General features: G+C 51.5%; 19 protein-coding genes, 1 tRNA gene and 2 pseudogenes. 7 read left to right on the top strand and 15 right to left on the bottom strand.

What is annotated here, in order from left to right; translation table 11 throughout:
* Window positions 1–108: 108 nt before the first annotated feature.
* Complete coding sequence (rsuA, locus tag SC206_RS16495) at window positions 109–819, bottom strand: 16S rRNA pseudouridine(516) synthase RsuA (RefSeq protein WP_332738760.1); 711 nt, start codon at window positions 817–819, stop codon at window positions 109–111.
* A gap of 279 nt (window positions 820–1,098) precedes the next feature.
* On the opposite strand from rsuA, the gene SC206_RS16490 reads away from it, so the two are divergent.
* Both SC206_RS16490 and rplY read left to right on the top strand, forming a co-directional pair.
* Window positions 1,099–2,868, top strand: a complete 1,770-nt coding sequence (locus SC206_RS16490) for a DEAD/DEAH box helicase (protein WP_332738758.1) — start codon at window positions 1,099–1,101, stop codon at window positions 2,866–2,868.
* 147 nt (window positions 2,869–3,015) lie between these two features.
* Entirely contained in the window at window positions 3,016–3,300 is a 285-nt protein-coding gene (gene rplY / locus SC206_RS16485) for a 50S ribosomal protein L25 (protein WP_045047279.1), read from the top strand.
* A gap of 133 nt (window positions 3,301–3,433) precedes the next feature.
* Here rplY and yejK read toward each other — a convergent pair whose 3' ends face one another.
* The gene (yejK, locus tag SC206_RS16480) at window positions 3,434–4,444 is read right to left on the bottom strand and encodes a nucleoid-associated protein YejK (RefSeq protein WP_332738754.1); all 1,011 of its coding nucleotides are present in this window, start codon (window positions 4,442–4,444) and stop codon (window positions 3,434–3,436) included.
* A gap of 211 nt (window positions 4,445–4,655) precedes the next feature.
* Between yejK and SC206_RS16475 the strand changes: the two genes are divergently transcribed.
* The 3 genes from SC206_RS16475 to SC206_RS16465 all read left to right on the top strand — a co-directional run bounded on the left by SC206_RS16475 (window position 4,656) and on the right by SC206_RS16465 (window position 6,830).
* Window positions 4,656–4,883, top strand: coding sequence for a YejL family protein (locus SC206_RS16475; RefSeq protein ID WP_017492806.1), 228 nt, complete (start codon window positions 4,656–4,658; stop codon window positions 4,881–4,883).
* 24 nt (window positions 4,884–4,907) lie between these two features.
* A complete protein-coding gene (gene yejM / locus SC206_RS16470; RefSeq protein ID WP_332738751.1) occupies window positions 4,908–6,677 on the top strand; it encodes an LPS biosynthesis-modulating metalloenzyme YejM in 1,770 nt (589 codons plus the stop codon).
* A gap of 76 nt (window positions 6,678–6,753) precedes the next feature.
* Window positions 6,754–6,830, top strand: a tRNA-Pro gene (locus tag SC206_RS16465).
* Window positions 6,831–7,002: 172 nt separating this feature from the next.
* Here the strand turns inward: SC206_RS16465 and SC206_RS16460 are convergent.
* The 7 genes and pseudogenes from SC206_RS16460 to SC206_RS16430 all read right to left on the bottom strand — a co-directional run bounded on the left by SC206_RS16460 (window position 7,003) and on the right by SC206_RS16430 (window position 15,564).
* Entirely contained in the window at window positions 7,003–7,464 is a 462-nt protein-coding gene (locus SC206_RS16460; protein ID WP_332738749.1) for a hypothetical protein, read from the bottom strand.
* Between the two features lie 180 nt (window positions 7,465–7,644).
* Window positions 7,645–8,100: pseudogene (locus tag SC206_RS16455) on the bottom strand (Y-family DNA polymerase); the annotation flags it as partial.
* A 459-nt stretch (window positions 8,101–8,559) separates the two neighbouring features.
* Window positions 8,560–10,581 carry a CocE/NonD family hydrolase gene (locus SC206_RS16450; RefSeq protein WP_332738747.1) on the bottom strand — a complete coding sequence of 674 codons (2,022 nt, stop codon included), beginning with the start codon at window positions 10,579–10,581 and terminating at the stop codon, window positions 8,560–8,562.
* Window positions 10,578–12,200: an ABC transporter ATP-binding protein gene (locus SC206_RS16445; RefSeq protein WP_332738745.1), complete on the bottom strand. Its 1,623-nt coding sequence runs from the start codon at window positions 12,198–12,200 to the stop codon at window positions 10,578–10,580. Before SC206_RS16445 ends, SC206_RS16450 begins: the two co-directional genes overlap by 4 nt.
* Window positions 12,197–13,024 carry an ABC transporter permease gene (locus SC206_RS16440; RefSeq protein WP_332738743.1) on the bottom strand — a complete coding sequence of 276 codons (828 nt, stop codon included), beginning with the start codon at window positions 13,022–13,024 and terminating at the stop codon, window positions 12,197–12,199. The genes SC206_RS16445 and SC206_RS16440 overlap by 4 nt, the downstream gene beginning before the upstream one ends.
* Window positions 13,025–13,027: 3 nt before the next feature.
* Window positions 13,028–13,975 carry an ABC transporter permease gene (locus SC206_RS16435; protein WP_332738741.1) on the bottom strand — a complete coding sequence of 316 codons (948 nt, stop codon included), beginning with the start codon at window positions 13,973–13,975 and terminating at the stop codon, window positions 13,028–13,030.
* Window positions 13,975–15,564 carry an ABC transporter substrate-binding protein gene (locus SC206_RS16430; RefSeq protein ID WP_332738739.1) on the bottom strand — a complete coding sequence of 530 codons (1,590 nt, stop codon included), beginning with the start codon at window positions 15,562–15,564 and terminating at the stop codon, window positions 13,975–13,977. Before SC206_RS16430 ends, SC206_RS16435 begins: the two co-directional genes overlap by 1 nt.
* 196 nt (window positions 15,565–15,760) lie before the next feature.
* Here SC206_RS16430 and SC206_RS16425 point away from each other — a divergent pair, with 196 nt between their 5' ends.
* Window positions 15,761–16,042, top strand: a complete 282-nt coding sequence (locus tag SC206_RS16425; protein WP_332738737.1) for a CBU_0592 family membrane protein — start codon at window positions 15,761–15,763, stop codon at window positions 16,040–16,042.
* Between the two features lie 109 nt (window positions 16,043–16,151).
* Here SC206_RS16425 and SC206_RS16420 read toward each other — a convergent pair whose 3' ends face one another.
* The 6 genes and pseudogenes from SC206_RS16420 to SC206_RS16390 all read right to left on the bottom strand — a co-directional run bounded on the left by SC206_RS16420 (window position 16,152) and on the right by SC206_RS16390 (window position 20,291).
* The gene (locus SC206_RS16420; protein ID WP_332738735.1) at window positions 16,152–17,045 is read right to left on the bottom strand and encodes a LysR substrate-binding domain-containing protein; all 894 of its coding nucleotides are present in this window, start codon (window positions 17,043–17,045) and stop codon (window positions 16,152–16,154) included.
* A gap of 43 nt (window positions 17,046–17,088) precedes the next feature.
* Window positions 17,089–17,232, bottom strand: a pseudogene (locus SC206_RS16415) (MurR/RpiR family transcriptional regulator); the annotation flags it as partial.
* 314 nt (window positions 17,233–17,546) lie between these two features.
* Window positions 17,547–18,203 (bottom strand): DUF6710 family protein, encoded by a 657-nt coding sequence (locus tag SC206_RS16405; RefSeq protein ID WP_332738733.1) that lies wholly within the window; start codon window positions 18,201–18,203, stop codon window positions 17,547–17,549.
* A 154-nt stretch (window positions 18,204–18,357) separates the two neighbouring features.
* Window positions 18,358–19,038, bottom strand: a complete 681-nt coding sequence (locus tag SC206_RS16400; RefSeq protein ID WP_332738731.1) for an SOS response-associated peptidase family protein — start codon at window positions 19,036–19,038, stop codon at window positions 18,358–18,360.
* Between the two features lie 115 nt (window positions 19,039–19,153).
* Window positions 19,154–19,315: a hypothetical protein gene (locus SC206_RS16395; protein ID WP_332738730.1), complete on the bottom strand. Its 162-nt coding sequence runs from the start codon at window positions 19,313–19,315 to the stop codon at window positions 19,154–19,156.
* 346 nt (window positions 19,316–19,661) lie between these two features.
* A complete protein-coding gene (locus SC206_RS16390) occupies window positions 19,662–20,291 on the bottom strand; it encodes a helix-turn-helix domain-containing protein (protein ID WP_332738729.1) in 630 nt (209 codons plus the stop codon).
* Between the two features lie 651 nt (window positions 20,292–20,942).
* Between SC206_RS16390 and SC206_RS16385 the strand changes: the two genes are divergently transcribed.
* The gene (locus SC206_RS16385; protein ID WP_332738727.1) at window positions 20,943–22,028 is read left to right on the top strand and encodes a DUF4432 family protein; all 1,086 of its coding nucleotides are present in this window, start codon (window positions 20,943–20,945) and stop codon (window positions 22,026–22,028) included.
* Window positions 22,029–22,289: the final 261 nt, after the last annotated feature.

The raw sequence follows: 22,289 nt of genomic DNA, 5'->3' as shown, positions 1-22,289 counted from the left end.
CGTGCCCAAGTCATTGGCGTTGTGGCAAGGCGGCAAGCAAACGAATCCCGATGAGCTTACACAGGTAAGTGATTCGGGTAAGTGCGCGCAGCCAACGCCGCTACAGCGTCAAGGACGCTGCGGCACGACGATTGAGGCGATCTCTTCTTGGGTAAGCTCGCGATATTGACCCAGCTCGAGATCTTCATCCATTCTGATCTCGCCGATACGTTCGCGATGCAGCGCCACGACGCGGTTACCGACGGCGGCAAACATACGTTTCACCTGATGGTAACGGCCTTCGCTAATAGTCAGACGCACTACGCACTCTTCGAGCTGCTCGAGTTGCGCAGGTTTAGTCAGCGAGTCTTCATTATGCAGCTGCACACCGGCGGTAAACTGCGCGGCAGTATCTTCGGCGAGCGGATGCTCAAGGGTAACCAGATAGGTTTTCTCGCAGTGATGCTTCGGCGAAGTAATGCGGTGCGACCACTGGCCGTCGTCGGTCATCAGCACTAAACCGGTGGTGTCGATGTCCAAACGGCCCGCCGCGTGCAGCTTGTAGGCGACCGGTTCTTCGAGGAAGTACAGCACGGTTGGGTGATCGGGATCGTCCGTCGAGCAAACGTAGCCCTGCGGTTTGTTCAACATGAAATAACGAAAACCGGTGATCTGCTCCAGCACGTTGCCATCAAATTCGACGCTCATTTCCGGCGTCAGTTTCATGGAACCACTTTTGACGACTTCGCCGTCGATGGTAACGCGCTTTGCACGCAGCTCACGTGCGACTAACGCACGGCTTACGCCTAACTGCTGAGATAAAAACTTGTCCAATCGCATTGAATCTACTTAGCCTGTCCGGGCGAACACAGTCGGTTCGCACTTTGATAAAACACAACACCCCGCCGCCGCAAGAGTCTGCAACTGCAGGGTGATGAAGGAATTTTCATTTGAAAACGCAGGGCGTGCCTGCCGATGAGAGCCGCTATTATAGGGTCCTTGCCGGGCGTTGTCGCGTCTATCTGCCAAAAGTTTGCAGACTAATTTTCTCGAGCGCCTGGTTAGCCTTCACGACCAATTATTGGCATACTGAATGCCGGTTTTTAAGACGAGTCCCTCATGCAAGCTGTTCCTTTTACACTCCGCCCCTATCAGCAGGAAGCCGTTGACGCCACGCTGCAACATTTTCGCAAACATGACGATCCGGCCGTTATCGTGCTGCCGACGGGCGCGGGAAAAAGTCTGGTTATTGCCGAACTGGCAAGGGTGGCGCGCGGTCGCGTTTTAGTGCTTGCTCACGTTAAGGAGCTGGTGGCGCAGAACCACAGCAAATATCTTTCCTACGGACTTGAGGCCGATATCTTCGCCGCCGGGCTAAACATCAAGCAGAGTCAGGGCAAAGTCGTGTTCGGCAGCGTGCAGTCGGTCGCGCCTAATCTCGACAAATTCGATAGCGCATTTTCGTTACTGATCATCGATGAATGTCACCGCATTAGCGATGACGATAAAAGTCAGTATCAGCAAATCATCGCTCATCTTCGAACGCAAAACCCACGTCTGCGCCTGCTTGGACTGACGGCGACGCCCTATCGTCTCGGCAAAGGCTGGATTTATCAGTATCACTATCAGGGCATGGTGCGCGGGGATCAAAAAAGTCTGTTTCGCGACTGTATTTACGAGCTGCCGCTGCGTTATATGATTAAGCATCAGTTTCTGGTGCCGCCGGAGCGGCTGGATATGCCGGTGGTGCAGTATGATTTTAGCCGTTTGCAGCCCAACAGCGCCGGACTGTTTGCCGAAGCGGATCTTAACAACGAGCTGCGCCAGCAGGCGCGCATTACGCCGCACATTGTTAATCAAATCATTGATTTCGCAAAAGATCGCAAAGGGTCGATGATTTTCTGCTCGACGGTCGAACACGCGGGCGAAGTCTTTAAACTTTTGCCCGCGGGTGAAGCGGCGTTGGTGAGCGCCAAAACATCGGCCGTAGATCGCGATGCCTTGATCAACGCGTTTAAACGTCAGGAGCTGCGTTATCTGGTTAATGTGTCGGTGCTAACAACGGGCTTTGACGCGCCGCACGTCGATTTGATTGCCATTCTGCGTCCTACAGAATCGGTCAGCCTGTATCAGCAGATTGTCGGTCGCGGTTTGCGTCTCGCGCCAGACAAAACGGACTGTTTAATCCTTGATTACGCAGGCAATCCGCACGATTTATTTACCCCGGAAGTGGGCAGCCCAAAAGGTGCCAGCGACAATAAACCGGTGCAGGTATTCTGCCCTGCCTGTGGATTTGCCAATATTTTCTGGGGAAAAACCACCGACGACGGCACGATTATCGAGCATTTTGGCCGTCGCTGTCAGGGCGTGCTGGAAGATGACGAAGATAACCGCGAACAGTGTGATTTTCGTTTTCGTTTCAAAAGCTGCCCACACTGCGGCGCCGAAAATGATATCGCTGCCCGTCGTTGCCATCAGTGTCAGGAAGTGCTGGTTGATCCTGATGACATGCTCAAGGCCGCGCAGAAGCTCAAAGATGCGCTGGTGCTGCGCTGCGGCGGCATGAATCTCGAAACGGGTAAGGATGATAAAGGCGAATGGCTGAAAATCACCTATTACGATGAGGACGGTGCCAGCGCCAGCGAACGTTATCGTTTGCAAACGCCTGCCCAGCGAACGGCATTTTTGCACAACTTTATGCGTCCGCATCAGCGCGCGCCGGGTATCGAACTAAAATGGCAGTCGGCGGCGGATATCATCGCGCAGCAGGCATTGCTGCGACATCCCGATTTCGTTGTCGCGCGCATGAAGGGCAAATTCTGGCAGATCCGTGAAAAAATCTTCGATTATCAGGGCCGCTTCCGTCGCGCCTATGAGCTGCGCGGGTAGAGATATCCTGCACGAAGAGGGATTAAACATTGCCGTCAGGGGGATATTTCGGTAACATACCGCCCGCTTTCGCCATGTGCGAAGCGAAGATCTATCACCTGTTGCTGGGTCGCCTGTAACAGTAATTTTCTTATTTAGAGAAAAAACATGACTACTATCAATGCACAAGTACGTACTGCTCAGGGTAAGGGTGCGAGCCGCCGCCTGCGCGCAGCAAACAAATTCCCAGCTATCGTTTACGGTGGCTCTGCTGAACCTATCTCTATCGAGTTGGACCATGACTCTGTAAAGAACCAGGAACTGAAAGCGGAATTTTACAGCGAAGCAATTACTCTGGTTATCGACGGTAAAGAAACCAAAGTTAAAGTTCAAGCTGTACAGCGTCACCCGTTCAAGCCAAAACTGGCTCACATCGACTTCGTTCGCGTTTAATCGCAAACTGAGTAGATGCGCATAGGGACGCCTACGCGAGAACAATAAAAAACGCCGCTTAATGCGGCGTTTTTTATTGCCTAAGCTTTTGAGTTTCGAATGAAAATGAGAGATTCGATATCAAAAGTCGGGATTATTTGCTGCCGCTGCCAGAACGACGTTGCAGCTGGTCACGCAGATTCGGCGGCGTACCTTTGATAGTCAAAGTATCGGTCGCAGGATCCCAGAAAATACGCTCACCCATCAGCAACGCATCGAAATTAATGCTCAATCCGCCGCCACTGCCGGCAAACTTGGTCAGCTGACGCAACGTGCTGCGGTCGGCCGGGAAACTTTCTTCCAGCTCGTAGCCCTGATCGTTCGAAAACTGTTTGAAATCCTTATCGCCCAGCGGCGGTAACTCCTGCGCCAACTCTTCGATCGCAATCTCTTCGCCCGCCTGAAGCTGATCGTTGCAGTATGTGTAAACCTGCTGACGATAATTTTGGCGCTCGTTTTTATCTAGCTGAGCTTCGGCGCAGTAATCATCAACGGCCTGCAGCAGCCCACGGTTCTGTGCCTTGGCATCCAGCCCCTGCGACGCGCCCAGGAAATCCATGAAGAAATCAGAGACTTTACGGCCCACGCGCCCTTTCAGGAAAGTCAGGTAACGCGTTGATTCTGAGTTGGTTTCCCATTCGGTCAGGTCGATTCGCGCTACAATATCGGCGTGATTAATATCCAGATAATGAATGCTGCTGACATCAAGCTGCTCATTAACTCGCATGCTGCTGCGGCTGGTCAGCACGGCCACCAGCAAATATTCGACCGCCAGAAAGCGATAGTGACAAAACAGCACCACGCCGCCGTCGGCAAAAGGATATTTCGCCAGCTCGTCGCGCAGACGGCCTGTCGCGGCGCGGCTAAAGCCCAAAAAGTTTTCATCACCTTTGCGACAGCTGCGCAGCGCCTCGGCCAGTTCGCTCTCTTCGTTAAAAAGACCGTAAGCCTTGCTCTTGGCGCTATACACTCGATGCAGCTCGGCCATCATCTCTTCAACCGCCGCGTTCGGGGTTAAAAGGGTATCGCGCAGCACAACATCCAGCGTCTGCTCGTCGCGTTTGTTCAACTGGTGCAGAGCTACCTGCTCGATATCCAGACTCATGGTATTTTCTCCTGTTCGTTTAGGGATTGCCCCTGCGCCGCGTATTCAAACACCGAAGGCCGCCTGCTGCAAGCGCATAACCTTACGGGCTGAAATCTCTGCTAACATGCGTAAACATTAACCCGCCGTGATTAGAATTATAAAAATGCGGAAACTCGTGCCGTGATACGTTAAGATATTGGACTTTGTAAAGCTTTGAGCACATTTATCTATGCCACAATCATCCCGTTACAGTGACGAACAAGTTGAGCAACTCCTGTCAGAGTTGGCCACCGTTCTGGAAAAACACCGCGCCCCAACCGACCTTTCTTTGATGGTTCTGGGTAATATGGTGACCAATCTTATCAATACCAGCGTCGCACCAGCTCAGCGTAAGGTTCTGGGTCGTTCGTTCGCCGACGCCCTACAGGCGTCCATAAGAGAAGATAAAGCCCATTAATTCAACATTCAGCCAAACCTTGTTATGGTGACAAATAGTCCGCGCTATCGCGAAAAAGTATCCCAGATGGTGAGCTGGGGGCACTGGTTCGCCTTCTTCAATATTCTGCTTAGTCTCGGACTCGGTAGCCGATACCTATTTGTTTCTGACTGGCCCTCCTCGCTTGAAGGCAGGATCTACGCGCTGGTCAGTTGGCTGGGTCATTTCAGCTTTGTCGGATTCGCGGTTTATCTGCTGATTATTTTCCCACTGACGTTTGTGGTGATGTCCCAGCGGCTGTTGCGATTCCTGTCCGCCATTCTCGCCACCATTGGCCTGACACTATTATTGGTCGACACCGAAGTCTTTACCCGTTTCCATCTGCATATAAATCCCGTGGTGTGGGAGCTGGTGGTCAACCCTGGTCAGGCCGATTTAGCGCGCGACTGGCAGCTGATGTTTATCTGCGTGCCCGCGATTTTTCTGGTCGAGATGCTGGTCGGAACCTGGGCGTGGCAGAAGCTGCGCAGCCTCAATCGACGCAGTTTTGCCAAGCCGCTTGTCGTGCTGTTTATCTGCTGCTTCTTCGCGTCGCACCTGATGTACATCTGGGCCGATGCCAATTTCTATCGCCCGATCACCATGCAGCGTTCTAACCTGCCGCTCTCCTATCCGATGACGGCGCGTAAATTCCTCGAGAAGCACGGCCTGCTCGATGCTCAGGTGTATCAGCAACGACTGATAGAGCAAGGCGATCCCGAAGCTATTTCGGTCGAATATCCGCTAAATACGATTACTTTCCGCGATAAAGGCAGCAACTATAATCTGCTGATGATCGTGGTAAATGGTTTAAATGCCTCAACGACCGGCAAAAGCATGCCCGAACTGAGCCGCTTTGCCAGCACCAATATTAACTTTACCCATCATTACAGCTCGGGTAGCGATGACGATTCCGGCCTGTTTGGCCTGTTCTATGGCATCTCTCCAACCTATTTGCCCGGCATAATTACCTCGCGCAAACCGTCCGCGCTGATGAATTCGCTGGCGCAGCAGAACTACGAGTTTGGCCTGTTTGCCTCAGACGGTTTCAACAGTCCGCTGTATCGTCAGGCGCTGCTTTCAGACTTCTCGCTACCGCCTGCCATGCGTCAAAATGATGCGCAGACCACTCAGCAATGGCAGCAGTGGCTGAATACCCGAGGCACGCGCCCGTGGTTCTCTTATTTAAGTTTTAACGGCACCAATGACGCGACGCAGCCGAGCAAAGAAGGTCGCCCGCTCTCTATCGCTACGATTAATCGCCGTTATCAACAAGGCGCCGGCGAGGTTGACGGACAAATTGCTCAGGTTCTGAAAAGCCTCGAGGCCAAAGGCGTGTTGAATAACACTGTCGTTGTGATTACCGGTTCGAAAGGCGTCGACCTCAATGCGTCACAGAATCAGATGGATGCGCAGCAAATTGAAGTTCCACTGGTGATTCATTGGCCGGGCACGCCTGCGCAGACGGTAAATAAACTGACTGCGCACGAAGATGTAATGACGACGCTGATGCAGCGTTTGCTCCACGTGACTACTTCCGCGTCGGATTACTCGCAGGGCGAAGACCTGTTCGCGGCTCGTCGCAGCAATAATTGGGTGTCGAGCAGTAGCGAGCGCTCACTGATTATCACGACGCCAACGCAGACAATTCAGTTGGACAATAACGGCAATTATCGTGCTTACGACAATCGCGGCAATGAACTGAAAGATCAGAAGCCAGAGTTGGGTCTACTGTTGCAGGTGCTTACCGACCAGAAACGCTTCGTCGCGAATTAAAGGCTTAAATTTTAAGCATTCGTTTGGCGGGTATCTTGCTTTCGAAGTATGGATGAGTAGACTTATTATCCAGCGTCGGCATGTAGCGCAGCTTGGTAGCGCACCGTCATGGGGTGTCGGGGGTCGGAGGTTCAAATCCTCTCATGCCGACCAAATATCTCCTTTAAAACCAACCTGTTAGGGTTGGTTTTTTTTGTTTCTGGGATTTGGCGATGGTAAAAAGAGGGTAAAAATCGCTCTTGCCTACAGTTATCAAGGCCAAAATCAGCCTCAAAAACGCCGCCTTAAAACAGCCTTTTTTTAGCCAATATCACCACTCGTAAATTTAACTACTTGTATCATTCTGCAAGTTTTCATATTCCATTTCATGCGAGCATGGCTTAACTACCCCACTCTCCAACGTGAGTTTAGTCAATTTTGCATTCAATCTACCTATGCCCTTAAACACGATGGAGTGGGTAACGCTATCAACTGAAATATCCTTTCTGAAGAAAATTCGTGCCCCTGCATCTTCCCCTCCGGAAAACTTGGCTCCTACAGGAGGATGATTTTTTTCAAAATAGTTATATTGGATAGAATAACCGTCATCATTTTTGCTGGTACCACACCATAAATCGTAATAATGCGTTCCCTCAGTCGCCAGATCATACTGTTTGAATACTGTCGCCTGCTCATCTAAAGGTAATAAACCGAGATCTCGGGGAGCATCGTCGGCTACTGAAAGTGATGAGAAAAAAGCGCCTGCCAAGATGAAGCTGTTTAAAAGTGTTTTCAAATGTTGTTTCATGGTTTTCTTCTCTATGTGTAGTAAAAGAGATTCTACCTAATCTATTAATTTAAAAGTATTAAATCTGATTTCTGATTTTTGTACTCAAAAACTTTCAAGCCTCGATATATTTAAAAACCCCATTTATCTGCTCACTTTACATCTAAAATATACACACCTAAGCAGACAATTTACTGTCGGGGTCGGCACAAACTCTTCCAGTTCCAGACAGGATTCACCGCGCAGCTCGCGGACAGTCCGCTCCAGCAAGGCGTTGAAATGTTTGCGGATGAGACTGGTCCGGGAATCGGCCAGCTGCAGCGCGGTAAAAATGCCCATGCCGTTGAGCTTTTTTGAAATACGTCGACCCACGCCCCATACATCCCCTACGTCGACCAGCGCCATCAACTTTCGCTGACGTGCCAGCGTCGAGAGGTCAACCACTCCACCCGTTTTGGACCATTTCTTGGCCGCATGGTTGGCCAATTTTGCCAGTGTTTTAGTCAGGCCAATTCCGACGCCGACGGTCAGGCCGGTCCAGCGATAGACTTTCTCCCGCACTTCCCGGCCAAATTCTTCCAGATTTTTGCATTTGCTGACGCCATGCAGGCACATGAAGGCCTCGTCTATCGAGTAGATTTCGATAGCGGGCGCTACGAAGTAAGTAGCAGCGGGATGGGAAACACAGAGCTGTTGCGACCTGACAACTTCTCATGCGACTTACGCATAGCGCTCCTTGCTGGCTACCAATTTGGCATGGGTTGTAGTTTATGAGTTGGAATTGGCGATGCTTTTCTCTGCTGCCACAACCGTATATTTGGTGCTGCAGAGTCGTACGATTCAACAGGCAATCGATGCTCTGGAAGAGATGAGGCAGGTTTAACTGCAGCATGCAGCAGCAGTTAGCGATACAGGCGGATGACACACAAAACTAGGCGCATGTTGCCAATATGCTGCGCGTTGTAAGGTGCCTGGATGCGCTGCCGGACGATAAAGCACAAACATAGAAGACTGCATTAACTTTTTGCAGCATTGCTGGTGTGGTAACGCCGGTTATTAGTAAGAATATGAAACAGGGGGAAAAACGGGCCCGTATGCCAGGCCCGGTATCATGGCTTATCGCGCAATGCGCCGGTGCCAGGTACGTGAGAATACGGCTTCGCCGTTGTGCTGCACCTGCATCTCACCGCTGATGATTAAATGGGTAAGATCGCTGCGCATCTCCAGCGTAATATCGGTTTCCGTCCACCAGCCTTCACGGCCAATTTTCATGCTTTGCGTCAGCAGGTAATGTGCCGACAGCGGGTCCTGATTATGCACTGTCAGCTGACGGCGCAGGCTGTGATCGACGGTGGTATTGATATCGTCGAAGCGATAAACCCCCTCGCCGAAGACGCCGCCGACACCATTGGTGACGCTTTGCCAGCTGTCGTTAACCACATCATAATGTAGCTCTCTGTCTACCCGTCCCGGTGACAGTAGCGTCAATGGTGTATCTGCGGCGGTTTTCGGCTGCGGGTTTGGCCCGGCAATGGCATCAACCCGATTACAAACCGGCAGATGCAGCACAGCACTGGCAAGGTTTACCCGCAGCGTGGCCTGTTCCGCCATCGGCCAAATCATTGGCCAGAAGGTGGTTGCCAGTGAAATACGCAAACGGTGACCAGCAGCAAATCGCCAGGCAATGCCATCCAGCTTCAGTTCCACCGTAACGTTTTCGCCCGGCGTCAGCGCCACCGATTTGTGCTGCCCCTGAAGATGGTTCAGGTTCATCCAGCCGTGCGTTACGCGGGTTGAGGCACCATCAGGCGCGACATCCGACAGGCGGACATAGAGCATGGCGGCAGGTTTATCGCTGCTGAGTTGCACGCTGAAGCGGGTAAAGCCGTAGATGCTCAGGCTCTGCTCCAGCGGTGTGCTGTCGTAGCTTTCTGCCAGGCCGTCATCCATGCGCTGATCGCACGGGCTTTCACCCAGCACGCCCGCGCCCATCCATTCCCCGGCAAACAGGCCGTGATTTTGCGGGGTACAAATCAGTTGCCAGTTATCCTTAACTGCGGGTGCCGTACTCAGGGTTTTCGGCTGCAGGTAAAGGCGTTGGTCGGTAGTGGCATCCTGCGTATCACTGTCGATAGCGATCCACTCACCCGTGGCCTGCGGGCGTTGCGATCCGGGACGCTGGCTGTCATTGAGCCATACCTGAACGCGCGGCCCGTCCATCGCCTCGTTATTAACCTGCTTTAACCAGTGATCCCACCAGCTAACCGCTTCCTGAAGGAAGCCAATTGCGGGTTGTGGCGTGCCATCCTGTGGATAGATATGTGCCCACGGACCGATAATGGCGCGCCGCGGCACATCGAGGTTATCCATCAGACGAAAAATGGCGTTGCTGTAAGCGTCAGCCCAGCCACCGACGGCCAGCACCGGGCACTGAATTGCCTGCCAATCCTCACCCACTGAACCGTGTTTCCAGTAGGCGTCTTTCAGCGGATGCTCCATCCACAGCGCCGGGAAAAACGGCATATTCTCCAGCCGTGCCAGCCATTGCTGATAGGCGCTATCGCCAACCAGTTCCGGGTCCTGCGGACGACTCTGGTAAGCCAGCATAATGCCGCCCCACCACAGGTTGTCGTTCAGCAGGCAGCCGCCTTTATAGTGAATATCATCATTGTAACGGTCGTCAGTAGAGCAGACGGTAATGATCGCTTTTAGCGCCGGCGGACGACGCGCGGCCAGTTGTAGGCAGTTAAAGCCTCCCCAGGATTTACCCATCATGCCAACCGCGCCGCTGCACCAGGCTTGTTGGCTGATCCAGTCGATCACCTCCAGCGCATCTTCCTGTTCCTGCAATAAATATTCATCTGCCAGTTGGCCTTCGGATTCGCCGCTGCCACGCATATCAACCCGCAGTACCGCATAACCGTGACCGGCAAAATAACCATGCATCGGCTCATCACGGGTGCGAGTGCCGTCGCGTTTACGGTAAGGAATATATTCCAGGATCGCCGGAACCGGCTGCTGTGAGGCCGACAGCGGCAGCCACATGCGTGCCGCCAGACGCGTACCGTCCTGCAATGTGATCCACACCTGTTCGGTCACGCTGACGCTGAATGGAAATTCGCTAACGAGAGTTTTCATGAGGCTCCTGCCATGGCATTTAAATGACGCTGTCCCAGCACTTCATCCAGCCAGGATGAGCGCATTTCAGGCACAGACGTTAACAGTTTCGCGGTGTAGCTGTGCATTGGCGCGCTGAACACCTGGCCGGTAGGCCCCTGCGCAACGATTTTGCCCTGATACATAACGGCTACCTGCTGCGCTATGCGTTTTACCGTACCGAGATCGTGGGTGATAAACAGGTAAGACAAACCAAGCTGCTCCTGCAAACGGCGCATCAGGTTGAGTACCTCCTCAGCGACCAGCGGATCGAGCGCCGACGTCGCTTCATCACAGATGATTAAATCGGGTTCTGCGGCTAGCGCGCGGGCAATACAGACGCGCTGTTTCTGCCCACCGGAGAGCGCACCAGGGTAACGATCGATCAGGCTAAGCGGCAGCTCAGTCAGCCGCAGTAACTCTTCGACCCGCTGACGTACCTGCTGTTTATTCAGACCACCATAAAATGCCACCGGGCGGCCAATGGCTTCGAGGATGGTTTGACGCGGGTTGAGCGCCACATCAGGCAGCTGGTAAATCATCTGGATACGGCGCAACGTTTCTTTATCACGTTGCTGATAGCGGTTACTCAGCGCCTGGTTAGCAAAAGTGACGGTGCCGGTGGTATCACCCAGCAGGCCGCAGAGCGCGCGCGCCAGCGTGCTTTTGCCGCTGCCCGACTCACCGATAATCGCCAGCGTTTCACCTCTGGCCAGGTTCAGGGAGACGTCATGCACCACCTTTTTACCGTTGTAGCCGGTAGAGACATTTTGTAGCGTTAACAAGGCCTCCTGCGGGCTGGTTTCCCGCTGCATTGGGGTCAATGCCCCGGCGCGTTCCGACACCAACCGCCGGGTGTATTCCTCGCCAGGATGTTGCAGGATGTCGCCTGTGGTGCCGCACTCCACTTCACGTCCCTGGCGCAATACCATGATGCGATCGGCAATCTGCGCCACGACCGCTAAATCGTGGGTGATATAAAGCGCCGCCGTGTTGAATTCACGTACCAGCTTGCGCAGCATCACTAACACTTCAATTTGCGTGGTAACGTCCAGCGCCGTGGTAGGCTCATCCAGTACCAGCACATCAGGCTTACAGGACATCGCCATCGCCGCCATGGCGCGTTGCAATTGCCCACCTGAAAGCTGATGTGGATAGCGCTGGCCAATGGTTTCCGGCTCGGGTAAATCTAGGGCACGGAATAACGTCACTGCCCATTGTTGCGCGCTGTCAGCATCCATCAGCCCGTGCCTGATTGGCCCTTCGCACACCTGTTTACCGATGGTCAGCGCCGGGTTAAATGCTGCCGCTGCGCTTTGCGCCACGTAGGCCACCTGCCTGCCGCGAATCTGGCGTTTTTCATCGGTAGAAAGTGGCACGATGTCCCTGCCAGCAATGCAGATTTCACCGCCAGCGATGCGACAACCGGGACGCGCATAGCCCAACGCTGCCAGGCCGATGGTCGATTTACCGGCCCCCGATTCGCCAATCAGCCCCAGCACCTCACCGGGCTGCAGGGCCAGCGAAATATCCTGTACCAGTGGAATGCCCTGGTCAGTTTCTATGCGCACATTGCGCATCGTCAGGATCGGTTGTGTCATCCCTCTTCTCCCAGCGAAAGGTTGTTACGCAACAGCAGCCAGTCAACCACCAGATTGACGCCGATAGTCAGCAGCGCAATGGCGGCGGCCGGGTAAAGCGGCGCGAATTGCCCAAAGTTAATTGCCTGTGCATTATCACGTACCATGCTGCCCCAGTCGGCCCACGGCGGTTGAATCCCTAAGCCGAGGAAACTCAGCCCGGCGATAAACAGAAAAGTGAAGCAGAAACGCATACCAAATTCAGCCAGCAGCGGCGGGATGGCATTAGGCAGTATCTCCTTACGTACAATCCACGCCAGCCCTTCGCCACGTAATCTGGCTGCTTCAACATACTCCTGGCAGACAATGCCCTGCGCCACCAGACGCGCCAGACGGAACACGCGGGTGGCATCCAACAGTGCAATAGTGCCTACCAGCACCGGAATCGACGTGCCCAGCACGGACAGCACAATCAGCGCCAAAATCAGCACCGGAATCGACATCAGCGTGTCGACGATCCGCGTTAACACTATGTCGACCCAGCGGCCATAAATGGCGGCGGTAAAACCGGTCAGGATACCGATCACAAATGAGATCGCGGTAATCGCCAGCGCAATTGCAATGGTGGTGCGGGCACCAAACAGGATGCGCGATAACATGTCACGCCCGAGACTGTCAGTGCCCAGCGGCAGCGACGATGAAGGTAACATCCAGATATCACCTACCTGCGCCGTTTCGCTGTGCGGTGCCAGCCAGGGGGCAAACAGCGCTGCGATCAGGTTAATCGCGATGATAGCAATGCCCAGCCAGGCTGAAAATGGCACACTACTTTTTAATTTTCGCATCCGTTACCTCGCATGCCTGAGCCGTGGGTTACACCAGATAGCCAGCAGATCCGCCGTGGTATTCAGCAGGATATAAGTGCCGCCAAACAACAAACCACAAGCTTGGACCACCGGCAGATCGCGTTTGGTCACCGCATCCACCATCAGTTGCCCGATGCCCGGATAGACAAAGACCACTTCCACCAAAATCACTCCCACCACCAGGTAAGCGAGGTTAAAGGCAATGACGTTGATGATGGGCGCAAGCGCATTGGGCAGAGCATGCCCAAGCACAATGCGCCAGCGCGAAAGGCCTTTCAGCAGCGCCGACTCGATATAACTGCTCGACATTACCGCGCCCACCGACGCCCGCGTCATGCGCAGCATATGTGCCAGCACCACCAGCACCAGCGTCAGCATCGGCAGCGTGCAGGCATACAGCCTTTGCAGGAATCCGGCATCCGGCTCTACCAGCGCCAGGCTGGGGAACCAGGCGAAGCGGATGGCAAAGAAGATGACCAGCACGTAACCGACAAAGAATTCCGGCACCGAGATGCTCAGCAAGGTCAGTGAGTTAGCCAGCTTATCGAACCAGGAACCACGCCAGACCGCAGAGGCGATGCCCAGCAGCACGGCCAGCGGAATGGCCACGACGGCAGCGTAACCGGCAAGGAACAGCGTATTGCCCAGCCTCGGCAACAGTTCGTCCCCGATCGGCTGATTATTGGCCAGTGACATACCGAGGTCGCCGTGCAGCACGCCGCCCAGCCAGTGCAAATAACGCCAGATGGCCGGTTGATCCAGCCCCAACTGGCTGCGTAATGCCGCCACCGTTTCCGGCGTACCGTTCTGGCCAAGTATCGCGCTGGCAACATCGCCAGGCAGCAGCTCGGTGCCGACAAATATCAACAGGGAGACCAGCCATAAGGTTAAAATGCCGAGCAACAGGCGATGAAGAATCTGCTTTTTCATTACGACTCCAACCAGACGCGTTCAGCCAGACGACCACCCATAAAGTTAAACAGCGGATGGGGTTTGACGCCGCCCAATTTTTTGCTGGTGGCATCCAGATAATCACCAAACAGAGGAATCATCGCGCCACCGTCATCACGGGCAATACTTTGCAGTTCGCCATAGATCTCCGCGCGCTTTTGATCGTCCAGCAGTGAGCGGGCCTGCAACAGTAGCGCGTCGAATTTTTCATTCTTCCAGTGGCTATCGTTCCATTTGGCGGTGGATTGCCAGGCCGTTGAGAACATCTGATCGGCAGTAGGACGCCCGCCCCAATAACCCATGCTGAAAGGCGCTTTCATCCAGACATCATCCCAGTAGCTGTCGGCAGGTTGACGTTTGATAGTGAGTTTAATGCCCGCTTCGGCAGCCTGGCCCTGGAACAGTGCAGCCGCATCAAGGGCACCGGCAAAGGCCGCATCCGAGGAAGATAGCTCTACCGGCAACGTGCTCAGGCCCGCTTTTTTCAGATAGAACTTCGCTTTGTCAGCATCATAAGCCCGCTGTGGCAAGGCTTTGTTAAAGAAACGATCGGTTTTTGGAATGGGATGATCATTGCCTAGGGAACCATAACCACGCAGCACCGTTGCCAGCAGCTTTTCTCGATCGATGCCATGCTTGATCGCCATACGGACATCGTTGTTATTGTACGGCGCCACGCGGCAGTCCATCAGGAAGGTGAAATGCTGGCCGCCAGATGAGCGGACGATATTGAGCATTGGGCTGCGCTTGAGGAAATCGACGGTTTTGAAATCGACCCGGTTGATAGCGTGAACCTGGCCTGAAATCAAGGCGTTAGTGCGCGCGGTGGCATCGTTAATGACCAGAACTTCCACGGCGTCAACGAAAGCGCGGTCAGGTTTCCAGTAATTGGGATTGCGCTTGAAATAAGAGCGCACGCCCGGTTGATACTGGTCAAAAATAAAACCACCGGTGCCAATGGGATGTTTCCAATCGGTGAAACCATCAGGCACCACCACCAGATGATAATCGGCCAACAGGAAAGGCAGATCGGCGTTGCCGCTATCCAGCACCAGGGTGATGTCGTTATCGCCGCTTTTCTTCAGTTCGGTAATGCTGGCCAGCTGACTTTTGATCGCACTGCGCGAATTTTCACCGCGATGCAGATTAATGGAGTAGAGAATATCTTCCACGGTCAGGGTTTTGCCGTTATGAAAGGTCACCCCCTGCCGTACCTTGAATGTCCATTCCTGAGCGCCAGGTTTTGCTTGCCAGCTTGCCAGCAGTTCCGGCGTGGCCTGATTATTTTCATCAATCTCAATCAGCCCGTTCATCAGCATATAAGCCTGATTAAGGGGTACCCAATCACTGAACAGCGTGGGATCCAGCGTATCGCTGGTATTGCCGCCCGACATGCCAAGTTTCAGCACGCCACCTTTTTTTGGCACCGCCTCGGCGGCAAAACCAGCAAACGGCGACAACGATAAGGCCGCGCCGGCCCCAATTAAGGCCGTGGTATTGATAAATGAACGGCGGCTTAAATTCGCGCCCTGAAGATATTTTTTAAAGTCAGAATGGTCGTCTTTCATTTATTTTTGGCTCCGTGTTGTTTCACCCTGTTTTACATTTCACCCTGAGCCTGAGCGCAGTTATTCCTGATTTATATCAAAAGTATTAAAAACTCATCTATGAATATTTCGTATCAGACTATGCGAAAAACGCGCAGCAGAACACTGAAAAAAAAGATAACTTCTCGATCATTGACCGACACCAGGGAACAAGCATGTGGAACTGCATACAATTGTTGGATTAGTAGGGGTATTCTGTTATTTGCTGGCTTATGCCTTGATGCAAATGAGGAAATTAACTGTTGATTCAGATATTTACGCCTGCCTGAATATTACCGGAGGGATTTGTGGTCTGTATTCTCTCAGCCGGGACTTTAATTTGGCTGCGGTAATATCACAAACGATGTGGTTAATTTTCACCTTAGTGGGTATGCACGCTTCACGCCGCCGCCGTAACACAATAAAAAATAAATTACCGCCGTTTGATCCACAGCGCTAAATATAATTAAAACTTATGACCATCGGCTGAAATACAATAACCTGTTAAAGCGAAGGCAAATAATATAATCCACTTAGGGTGGTTTATTTTTTATGCCCTCACTTTTGCCTTATTGATTATTTTGCAACCAGGAAATAACCTGGCGGACAATGGGCTTGATATAGCGATCTTCAGGGGTCAGCAAATAACATTTGCCATTGGCAGCCAGTTTACCCGGGTGCGCTGCCACTAGCTCACCGCGATTGAGAAGATCCTGCACCATGCCTTCCCAGCCGAGTAATATTCCGTCACCCCGTAATGCGGCCTGCACTAAAAATGGATAATTATTCGCCCGCCAGGTTTGCCGGGGCACAAACGCTGGCACACCTTGCGAGGCGAACCAGTCGCTCCAGCCGGTCCATTCACGTTGCGGATCATCCTGAATCAACAGCATATGTTGCAACAGCGCTTCAGGTGGCGCAGAGGGATCCAGCCGCTTGAGAAAGTCAGGTGCGCACATCGGATAGCAAATTTCATCAAACAACGCGCTCGCCTGAAACTTAGCGGGTGCGTCATGCAGATAAAATATCGCCAGATCGAACTCAGATGTCCGCATATCGGCAAAGTTATCCGAAATTTTCATGCGGATTTGCATATCCGGCCAGACAAGATGCAACGCAGAGAGCCGCGGTGCCAGCCAGAGTGAGGCCATCGCGCTTGTACAGGCGATGGTAACCTGCGGCAAACCGTTCCAACCCATGACCTCAGCGGTAGCATGGGACAGCGCGGCCAGTTGCTGACGAACCTGCACGGCATAAATTTCCCCGCGCGGGGTCAGCAGCACCCGCCGCTGAGTCCGGTTAAACAGTTTACAACCCAGCATTTCCTCCAGTTGCAGTATCTGGCGGCTGGTGGCGCTTTGCGTAAGATTGAGTTCTTCAGCGGCGCGGGAAATGTTGCCGTAGCGGGCAACACATTCAAACGCGATCAAGGTATTGAGAGGCGGTAACGGCTCGATATGCATTCTGCTTCCTTTGCCTTTAATAAGCCACGATGGCAGCGGCGCGCTATTTCCTCTTCGCCGGTTTTATCCCACGATAGAGATCCTGTAAGCGTTTCATGGTTTTGACTATACGCGACGACATCGCCGAGGCCACTCACAATATAATCATTTCCAGGCAAACCAGCACCGTGCCAGGCTGCGGTAGCCTATCGTTTTAACCTTTGTTGTAATCCTCTTTGATTCAAAACTAGAACATATCATTAGTGGAGTAGGATTTTTTCCGATTTTCAAGCGGCCCTCTGTTTGATCGAATTGAAAACGATGATGTCCTGATCGCAACAAAACTCCACCGCCGAGCACGCAACGCATTGGATATTTAAAAAAAGGTAGAGTTGCTTTTCGCGTCAGTAATATGTGTTTATTGCCTGAAGTAGAATGGTATTTATCTGGGGTCGTTTTGCAGGTTGGAGATTGTTTTATGTTTAGAGTCTTATATGATTAATTGATATACCCTCGTCCTCTTTAAGATCCTTCCACTAACAGCCGCCCTATTTCAAACACCGCCGCTGACCGCCAGGACTTCACTGCTTCGGCTTTTTGGCCGTTCACAAACCAGTGAACGCCATCCGTTCGGATCAGCGTAAACAAATACGACATATCGTAAACGTGATCAGGGATTATGGTCCCTTCACCGGCCAAAATGCCCGCCGTTATGGAATGGTTACCGCTGTGAACAAAGCCAATTCGCCACGGTAGCCACAGGTCAACATAATGGTTGAGTTTATCCTGCTTCCATGGCATTCCCTTATGGATTCCGATGTATGAAACGCTATCGATGTAGCGCGACAAGTTCCACGGCCATGGCAGCACCATATCACTTGCCAGCGACAGCGGATAATCATCACTGTTCAGTTTGCCCTCTTTCATCTTCTCGTAAAATTGTACTTGGATAAGCCCGTCAAAAAAAAATTCTTGTGGAGTCATATCTGGGCGGGAATCCGTTCCTTCTTCTGCTACCGCCAGCAGGAGGTCACTCTGTATAGGCCGGACGATAGCGCGAATGAGATCAGGTAGTGCCTTAACGGGTAGTCGTTCGGCCACAGAAAGCAGGTGATCGAAGCGATTTTTTTTGCTGTCGGCAGCAGCTTTATCTTTCTTATTTCGGATCCAAAACATCACAGTCCGCAGCTCTCCTTAATGTTGTCATGTTAGGTATTGAGGGTAATCATCCTTCATTCCATCTGCATTGCGCAAGATTAGTACCACGCCCGCATTTAGCTTTGTACTCTCCGTAGTAGGAGCCAAAATCTCAAAAAATTAAATAAGGTGCTTTCTAAAGCTCGGCATCATCAATCTCTTCAATCAGTTCAGGTCCCTTATTACGGATGTTGCCGACCTTTTTTGTGACCGGGTGCCAGGCAAATTCATTCAGACTTACAGCTCCCTCTTTTGCAATCTCCTCTGCCTGTTCAGCGCTGGTTTCAGGATTGAGCCATTCCAGTGCTGCTTTCGGTTCAAGCGCAAGAGGCATTCTGTCGTGAATATCTACCAGCCCTTTATCGCTCGCGGCGGTCACGATAACAAATCCCTGAGCCGGATTATCTCGGTCGAAAGGAGTATGACCTATTGCAGCAAAGAACAGAGGTGAATCACTTTTATGGTGAATAAAGTAAGGTTGTTTAACGCTGCCGTCGCGCTTCCATTCATACCAGCCGTTGGCAGGAACAATCGCCCTTCCCGTTCGCCATAGAGGTTTAAACATGCGTCCAGTCGAAGCCGTTTCACTCCGGGCATTGATTAAGGGTGCTTTGTTCCACCACTCAGGCCCGTATCCCCAATGAACAGGATCTAGGTGATAGTCGGCGTCAAGATGGTGAAGCAAGAGAACGGAAGTTCCGGGCGCAACGTTGTAACGTCCGATGGGTTCGGGATCGAAGAGGATGTCATCGGGATTCAGGCTAAGAGCATCAAAATACTGGTCTCTACTTTCATACTGCGCAAAACGGCCACACATAGGTTTGTCCTGTTGAGTGCATATATGTTAAGCATAGCAGTTGATACTTTGGATAGGCCTCAAGAATAGATTTCATTGATGCCAGCTATTTATCATTGCGATTAGTACGCAATTGTTAATCAACTTTAAAAATATCATAACCTGAAGCCAATTTTTGCATTATCGCTTCGTATTCTTGAGCTCTTCTTATAGCCTCTTTACCACTAACAGATTTTTTCATCCACTCAGGCGCTTTATACGCTACTAATTTCTTACCAGTGACTTTTATAATCTGCATAATAATTATTGTTAAAAAAATGAAATATATGTCTATTTTAATAACTCAATAGCAAATAGCCTTAAAATAACCCTTTACCCATTTAATTAATATCTATTACGGCAAATGGGGTACACCCCTTATGCTCTATCATTCAACCGATATTTTCCTGGGGAGATAGGCCCACTAATTGACGTTACTCATTGTTCTGTAAATGACTATTTAGACGAAGATGCAGAAAACTTCCCGCAGAACTGGCCAGAATATGATATTTCAGGAAAAGAGATCGTAGCGATTACGTTGAATTTTAAAGTGAATAAAGAGTAGTTAAAGGACAACCCGGCAGCAGCATGCCGGGTCCTTAAAATTAATGAGCGGCCTGAGAGCCGAAAAGAGATGCCTGACAGGTTATAACGTCCATATACTTTTCTGATTTACCGTACTTTTTGAGCACATCAACAACGTTTAATTCTGGTTCGTCATTAAAGAAGAACAGGGTTGTTAAGAATGAAATCTTTGTCACATCGCTAAATACAACTAGCTTCGCCAGTACCTCTTCCAATCCAGCGACGACCTTATTTCCATCAAACTGAAATAAAGGTATCAAAGACTCACCGCCTGATTTAATGGCCAGAAGCTTACCCGCTTTAACTCGGTTATTGATGGTTTGCCTTTTGACACCCAGAATTTCAGCAGCACGACTCGCCCTGCAAGTTCCTCCCAAGCCCTTCAAATGTTCTGCGAACTGAATAGCCCCCTCATTAAGGATGGCAATTTTCCGCAGTTCGCGCGGAGACACCTCAGAGGTTCGTTCGATTTGAGTCTCAAACATCAACCTTATCAGTTCGATATCAGTAAGGTTAAGTGCGCTAGACAATCGCTTCTTATTGGCGAGGGTTTCAACAATTTCACCGGTAATGTTAGCAACGCGGCATAGGAATGCATCTCGCTCTTTTGACGTGTGTTTCTGAGTATCATTTTGGATTGTATAGCGCATAGATCACCTCTCAACTTCTTTTACAGTTAACCTACGCATACATAGGTAAAGTGTCAAATTTAGTTTATTTAATGAGCTACACCTGAGGTCTTAGAGGATGTCCGCTGTAGCCTAATTCCTGCTTATTAAGGATGAATTTCCATGAACCTACGCCTCGTCGCGGCGACATTTCTATGTCTGGCTGCGGGCATTTCTGCGCCCGCGTTCGCCAGCGATCCCTGTGAAATCGTCCTTTGCATGTAGGGCGAAGCCACTGGCGCCTGCCAATCTGAGTGCAATTCGGCAGGGAAAAAATTTTTCAGCCTGAACTCGTTCATATCTCTCTCGGGCTACATCACATCGCGGTTCTTGCTATCTCTCAAAGTGACGCTAGTTGAGTAGAAGCTGAATACATCTGCAACGAGCAGGCAGTTTGCTATCTCGTCGGATACCGCCCAATAAAGCCCTATTCCACCAACGGATTTCACTACCCTCTGCAATCTTCCCCCAACCTGCAAACCCCAAATGGGTTTTTCAGAAAGCAGCTACAGCTCACATTCTGTGCAAATAGAGCCTCCCTACCAAGCGTGATCGGTTGAGCAAGCAAGGCGAAAGATTTACTGTCGATTCATTGATAGTAAATTAATTGCCTTTCAACTTGCGGAGCCCTCGATGAAACACACCACCATTAATCTCAAGAAAAACTTTTTCACGCCGCTTTCTACCGAACTTATCAGTGCGCAAGGCTGCACCGCAGAATTGTTCACCTATGAAACGGGTATCGAGGCTATTCGCCTTACAAATCAACGCGGACATCTCGTTATCTTGCCCTATTACGGCCAGATGATTTGGCAAGCCATGTTTGATGGCGTTGATCTTACGATGCAGAGTCAGTTCAAGGTGCCGCGACGGGCAAAGGATATCGTCGGCACCTATGGATGCTTCATGTACCACTCGGGTTTGCTGCGCAACGGTAACCCAGGCCCGAACGATAGCCACGCCCTGCACGGCGAAATGCCTTTGGCGTCGATGGACAGCGCACGCATCGAAATGGGCGAAGATGCAAAAGGCCCGTGGATAGCCGTGGTGAGCGAGACCGAATACCTTATGGGCTTTGGTGATCACTATCGCGCAGCCCCACGAGTCACCCTTCGCCCCCACGAGGCAACGTTCGAAATTGGCATGGAAGTAAAGAACTTGTCGTTGAATCCTATGGAGTTAATGTACATGTGTCACGCCAACTTCGCCTTTGTGGAGGACGGTAAAATTGTCCAGCCGACGAGTTTTAACCCCGTGGACACGGTGGTCAGAAGTTCAGTTCCCGCCATTGTAAAAGCCAACGACGAGTACCTTGCAAGGTTGGAAAGAATGAAGCATAACCCTTCCGCAACAGAGGTGGTGAGAGAGGACATAGGCTGCGATCCCGAACTCGTTTTCTATCTGAAAAACATGAAAAAAGCGGATGATGATCGGGTGCATTTTATGCTGCACAGACCTACTGGAGACGCTTTTGCGGTCAGCTATAATCCTGCCGAATTTTCCCATGTCACCCGCTGGATACTCGCAAACAACATGCAAAAAGTCTGCGCCTTTGCGATGCCGGCGACGTGCGGCGTTGAGGGGCATTACGTCGAGAATCAGGCGGGTAATGTGCGCACGCTGGCGAGTGGTGAAGTGGCCTGTTTCAACGTCAGGCTGGGTTATCTCAATGCAGCGGAAAGTATGACGGAGAAGAGCCTCATCCACACATCTCGATAAGAATAGTGCCGGTTTTGCAAAGCCGAGGTGTGAGCTTTATCAAAGAAGAGAACTTTACCCGGCCAATGTAATTTACTTTGATTTTTTTTACAGTAAAGTCGAGTCAGCTAAAGGGGCATTTAGTGCGGTCTGTTCCCGAAGTGAATAAGCATCGTCTGACCGACCTTTTTCTACAAATCACTCGCTTTCCTTAAAGATAGAATTTTTGCCGATTACCTACGTTCATGGCACTGAGTCGTTACGTTACTGTTATTTATCCAA

It is taken from the genome of Rouxiella sp. T17, from assembly GCF_036663475.1.
Classification (GTDB): domain Bacteria; phylum Pseudomonadota; class Gammaproteobacteria; order Enterobacterales; family Enterobacteriaceae; genus Rouxiella.
This window is presented reverse-complemented; position numbering and strand designations above follow the sequence as displayed.

Excerpts from the sequence above, each read along its gene's own strand:
- SC206_RS16440 (WP_332738743.1), bottom strand. The coding sequence starts at position 13,024 with ATGCGAAAATTAAAAAGTAGTGTGCCATTTTCAGCCTGGCTGGGCATT.
- SC206_RS16435 (WP_332738741.1), bottom strand. The coding sequence starts at position 13,975 with ATGAAAAAGCAGATTCTTCATCGCCTGTTGCTCGGCATTTTAACCTTA.
- SC206_RS16400 (WP_332738731.1), bottom strand. The coding sequence starts at position 19,038 with ATGTGTGGCCGTTTTGCGCAGTATGAAAGTAGAGACCAGTATTTTGAT.
- SC206_RS16430 (WP_332738739.1), bottom strand. The coding sequence starts at position 15,564 with ATGAAAGACGACCATTCTGACTTTAAAAAATATCTTCAGGGCGCGAAT.
- SC206_RS16395 (WP_332738730.1), bottom strand. The coding sequence starts at position 19,315 with ATGCAGATTATAAAAGTCACTGGTAAGAAATTAGTAGCGTATAAAGCG.
- yejK (WP_332738754.1), bottom strand. The coding sequence starts at position 4,444 with ATGAGTCTGGATATCGAGCAGGTAGCTCTGCACCAGTTGAACAAACGC.
- SC206_RS16460 (WP_332738749.1), bottom strand. The coding sequence starts at position 7,464 with ATGAAACAACATTTGAAAACACTTTTAAACAGCTTCATCTTGGCAGGC.
- SC206_RS16420 (WP_332738735.1), bottom strand. The coding sequence starts at position 17,045 with ATGCATATCGAGCCGTTACCGCCTCTCAATACCTTGATCGCGTTTGAA.
- SC206_RS16490 (WP_332738758.1), top strand. The coding sequence starts at position 1,099 with ATGCAAGCTGTTCCTTTTACACTCCGCCCCTATCAGCAGGAAGCCGTT.
- SC206_RS16385 (WP_332738727.1), top strand. The coding sequence starts at position 20,943 with ATGAAACACACCACCATTAATCTCAAGAAAAACTTTTTCACGCCGCTT.
- SC206_RS16445 (WP_332738745.1), bottom strand. The coding sequence starts at position 12,200 with ATGACACAACCGATCCTGACGATGCGCAATGTGCGCATAGAAACTGAC.
- rplY (WP_045047279.1), top strand. The coding sequence starts at position 3,016 with ATGACTACTATCAATGCACAAGTACGTACTGCTCAGGGTAAGGGTGCG.
- rsuA (WP_332738760.1), bottom strand. The coding sequence starts at position 819 with ATGCGATTGGACAAGTTTTTATCTCAGCAGTTAGGCGTAAGCCGTGCG.
- SC206_RS16450 (WP_332738747.1), bottom strand. The coding sequence starts at position 10,581 with ATGAAAACTCTCGTTAGCGAATTTCCATTCAGCGTCAGCGTGACCGAA.
- yejM (WP_332738751.1), top strand. The coding sequence starts at position 4,908 with ATGGTGACAAATAGTCCGCGCTATCGCGAAAAAGTATCCCAGATGGTG.
- SC206_RS16475 (WP_017492806.1), top strand. The coding sequence starts at position 4,656 with ATGCCACAATCATCCCGTTACAGTGACGAACAAGTTGAGCAACTCCTG.
- SC206_RS16390 (WP_332738729.1), bottom strand. The coding sequence starts at position 20,291 with ATGCGCTATACAATCCAAAATGATACTCAGAAACACACGTCAAAAGAG.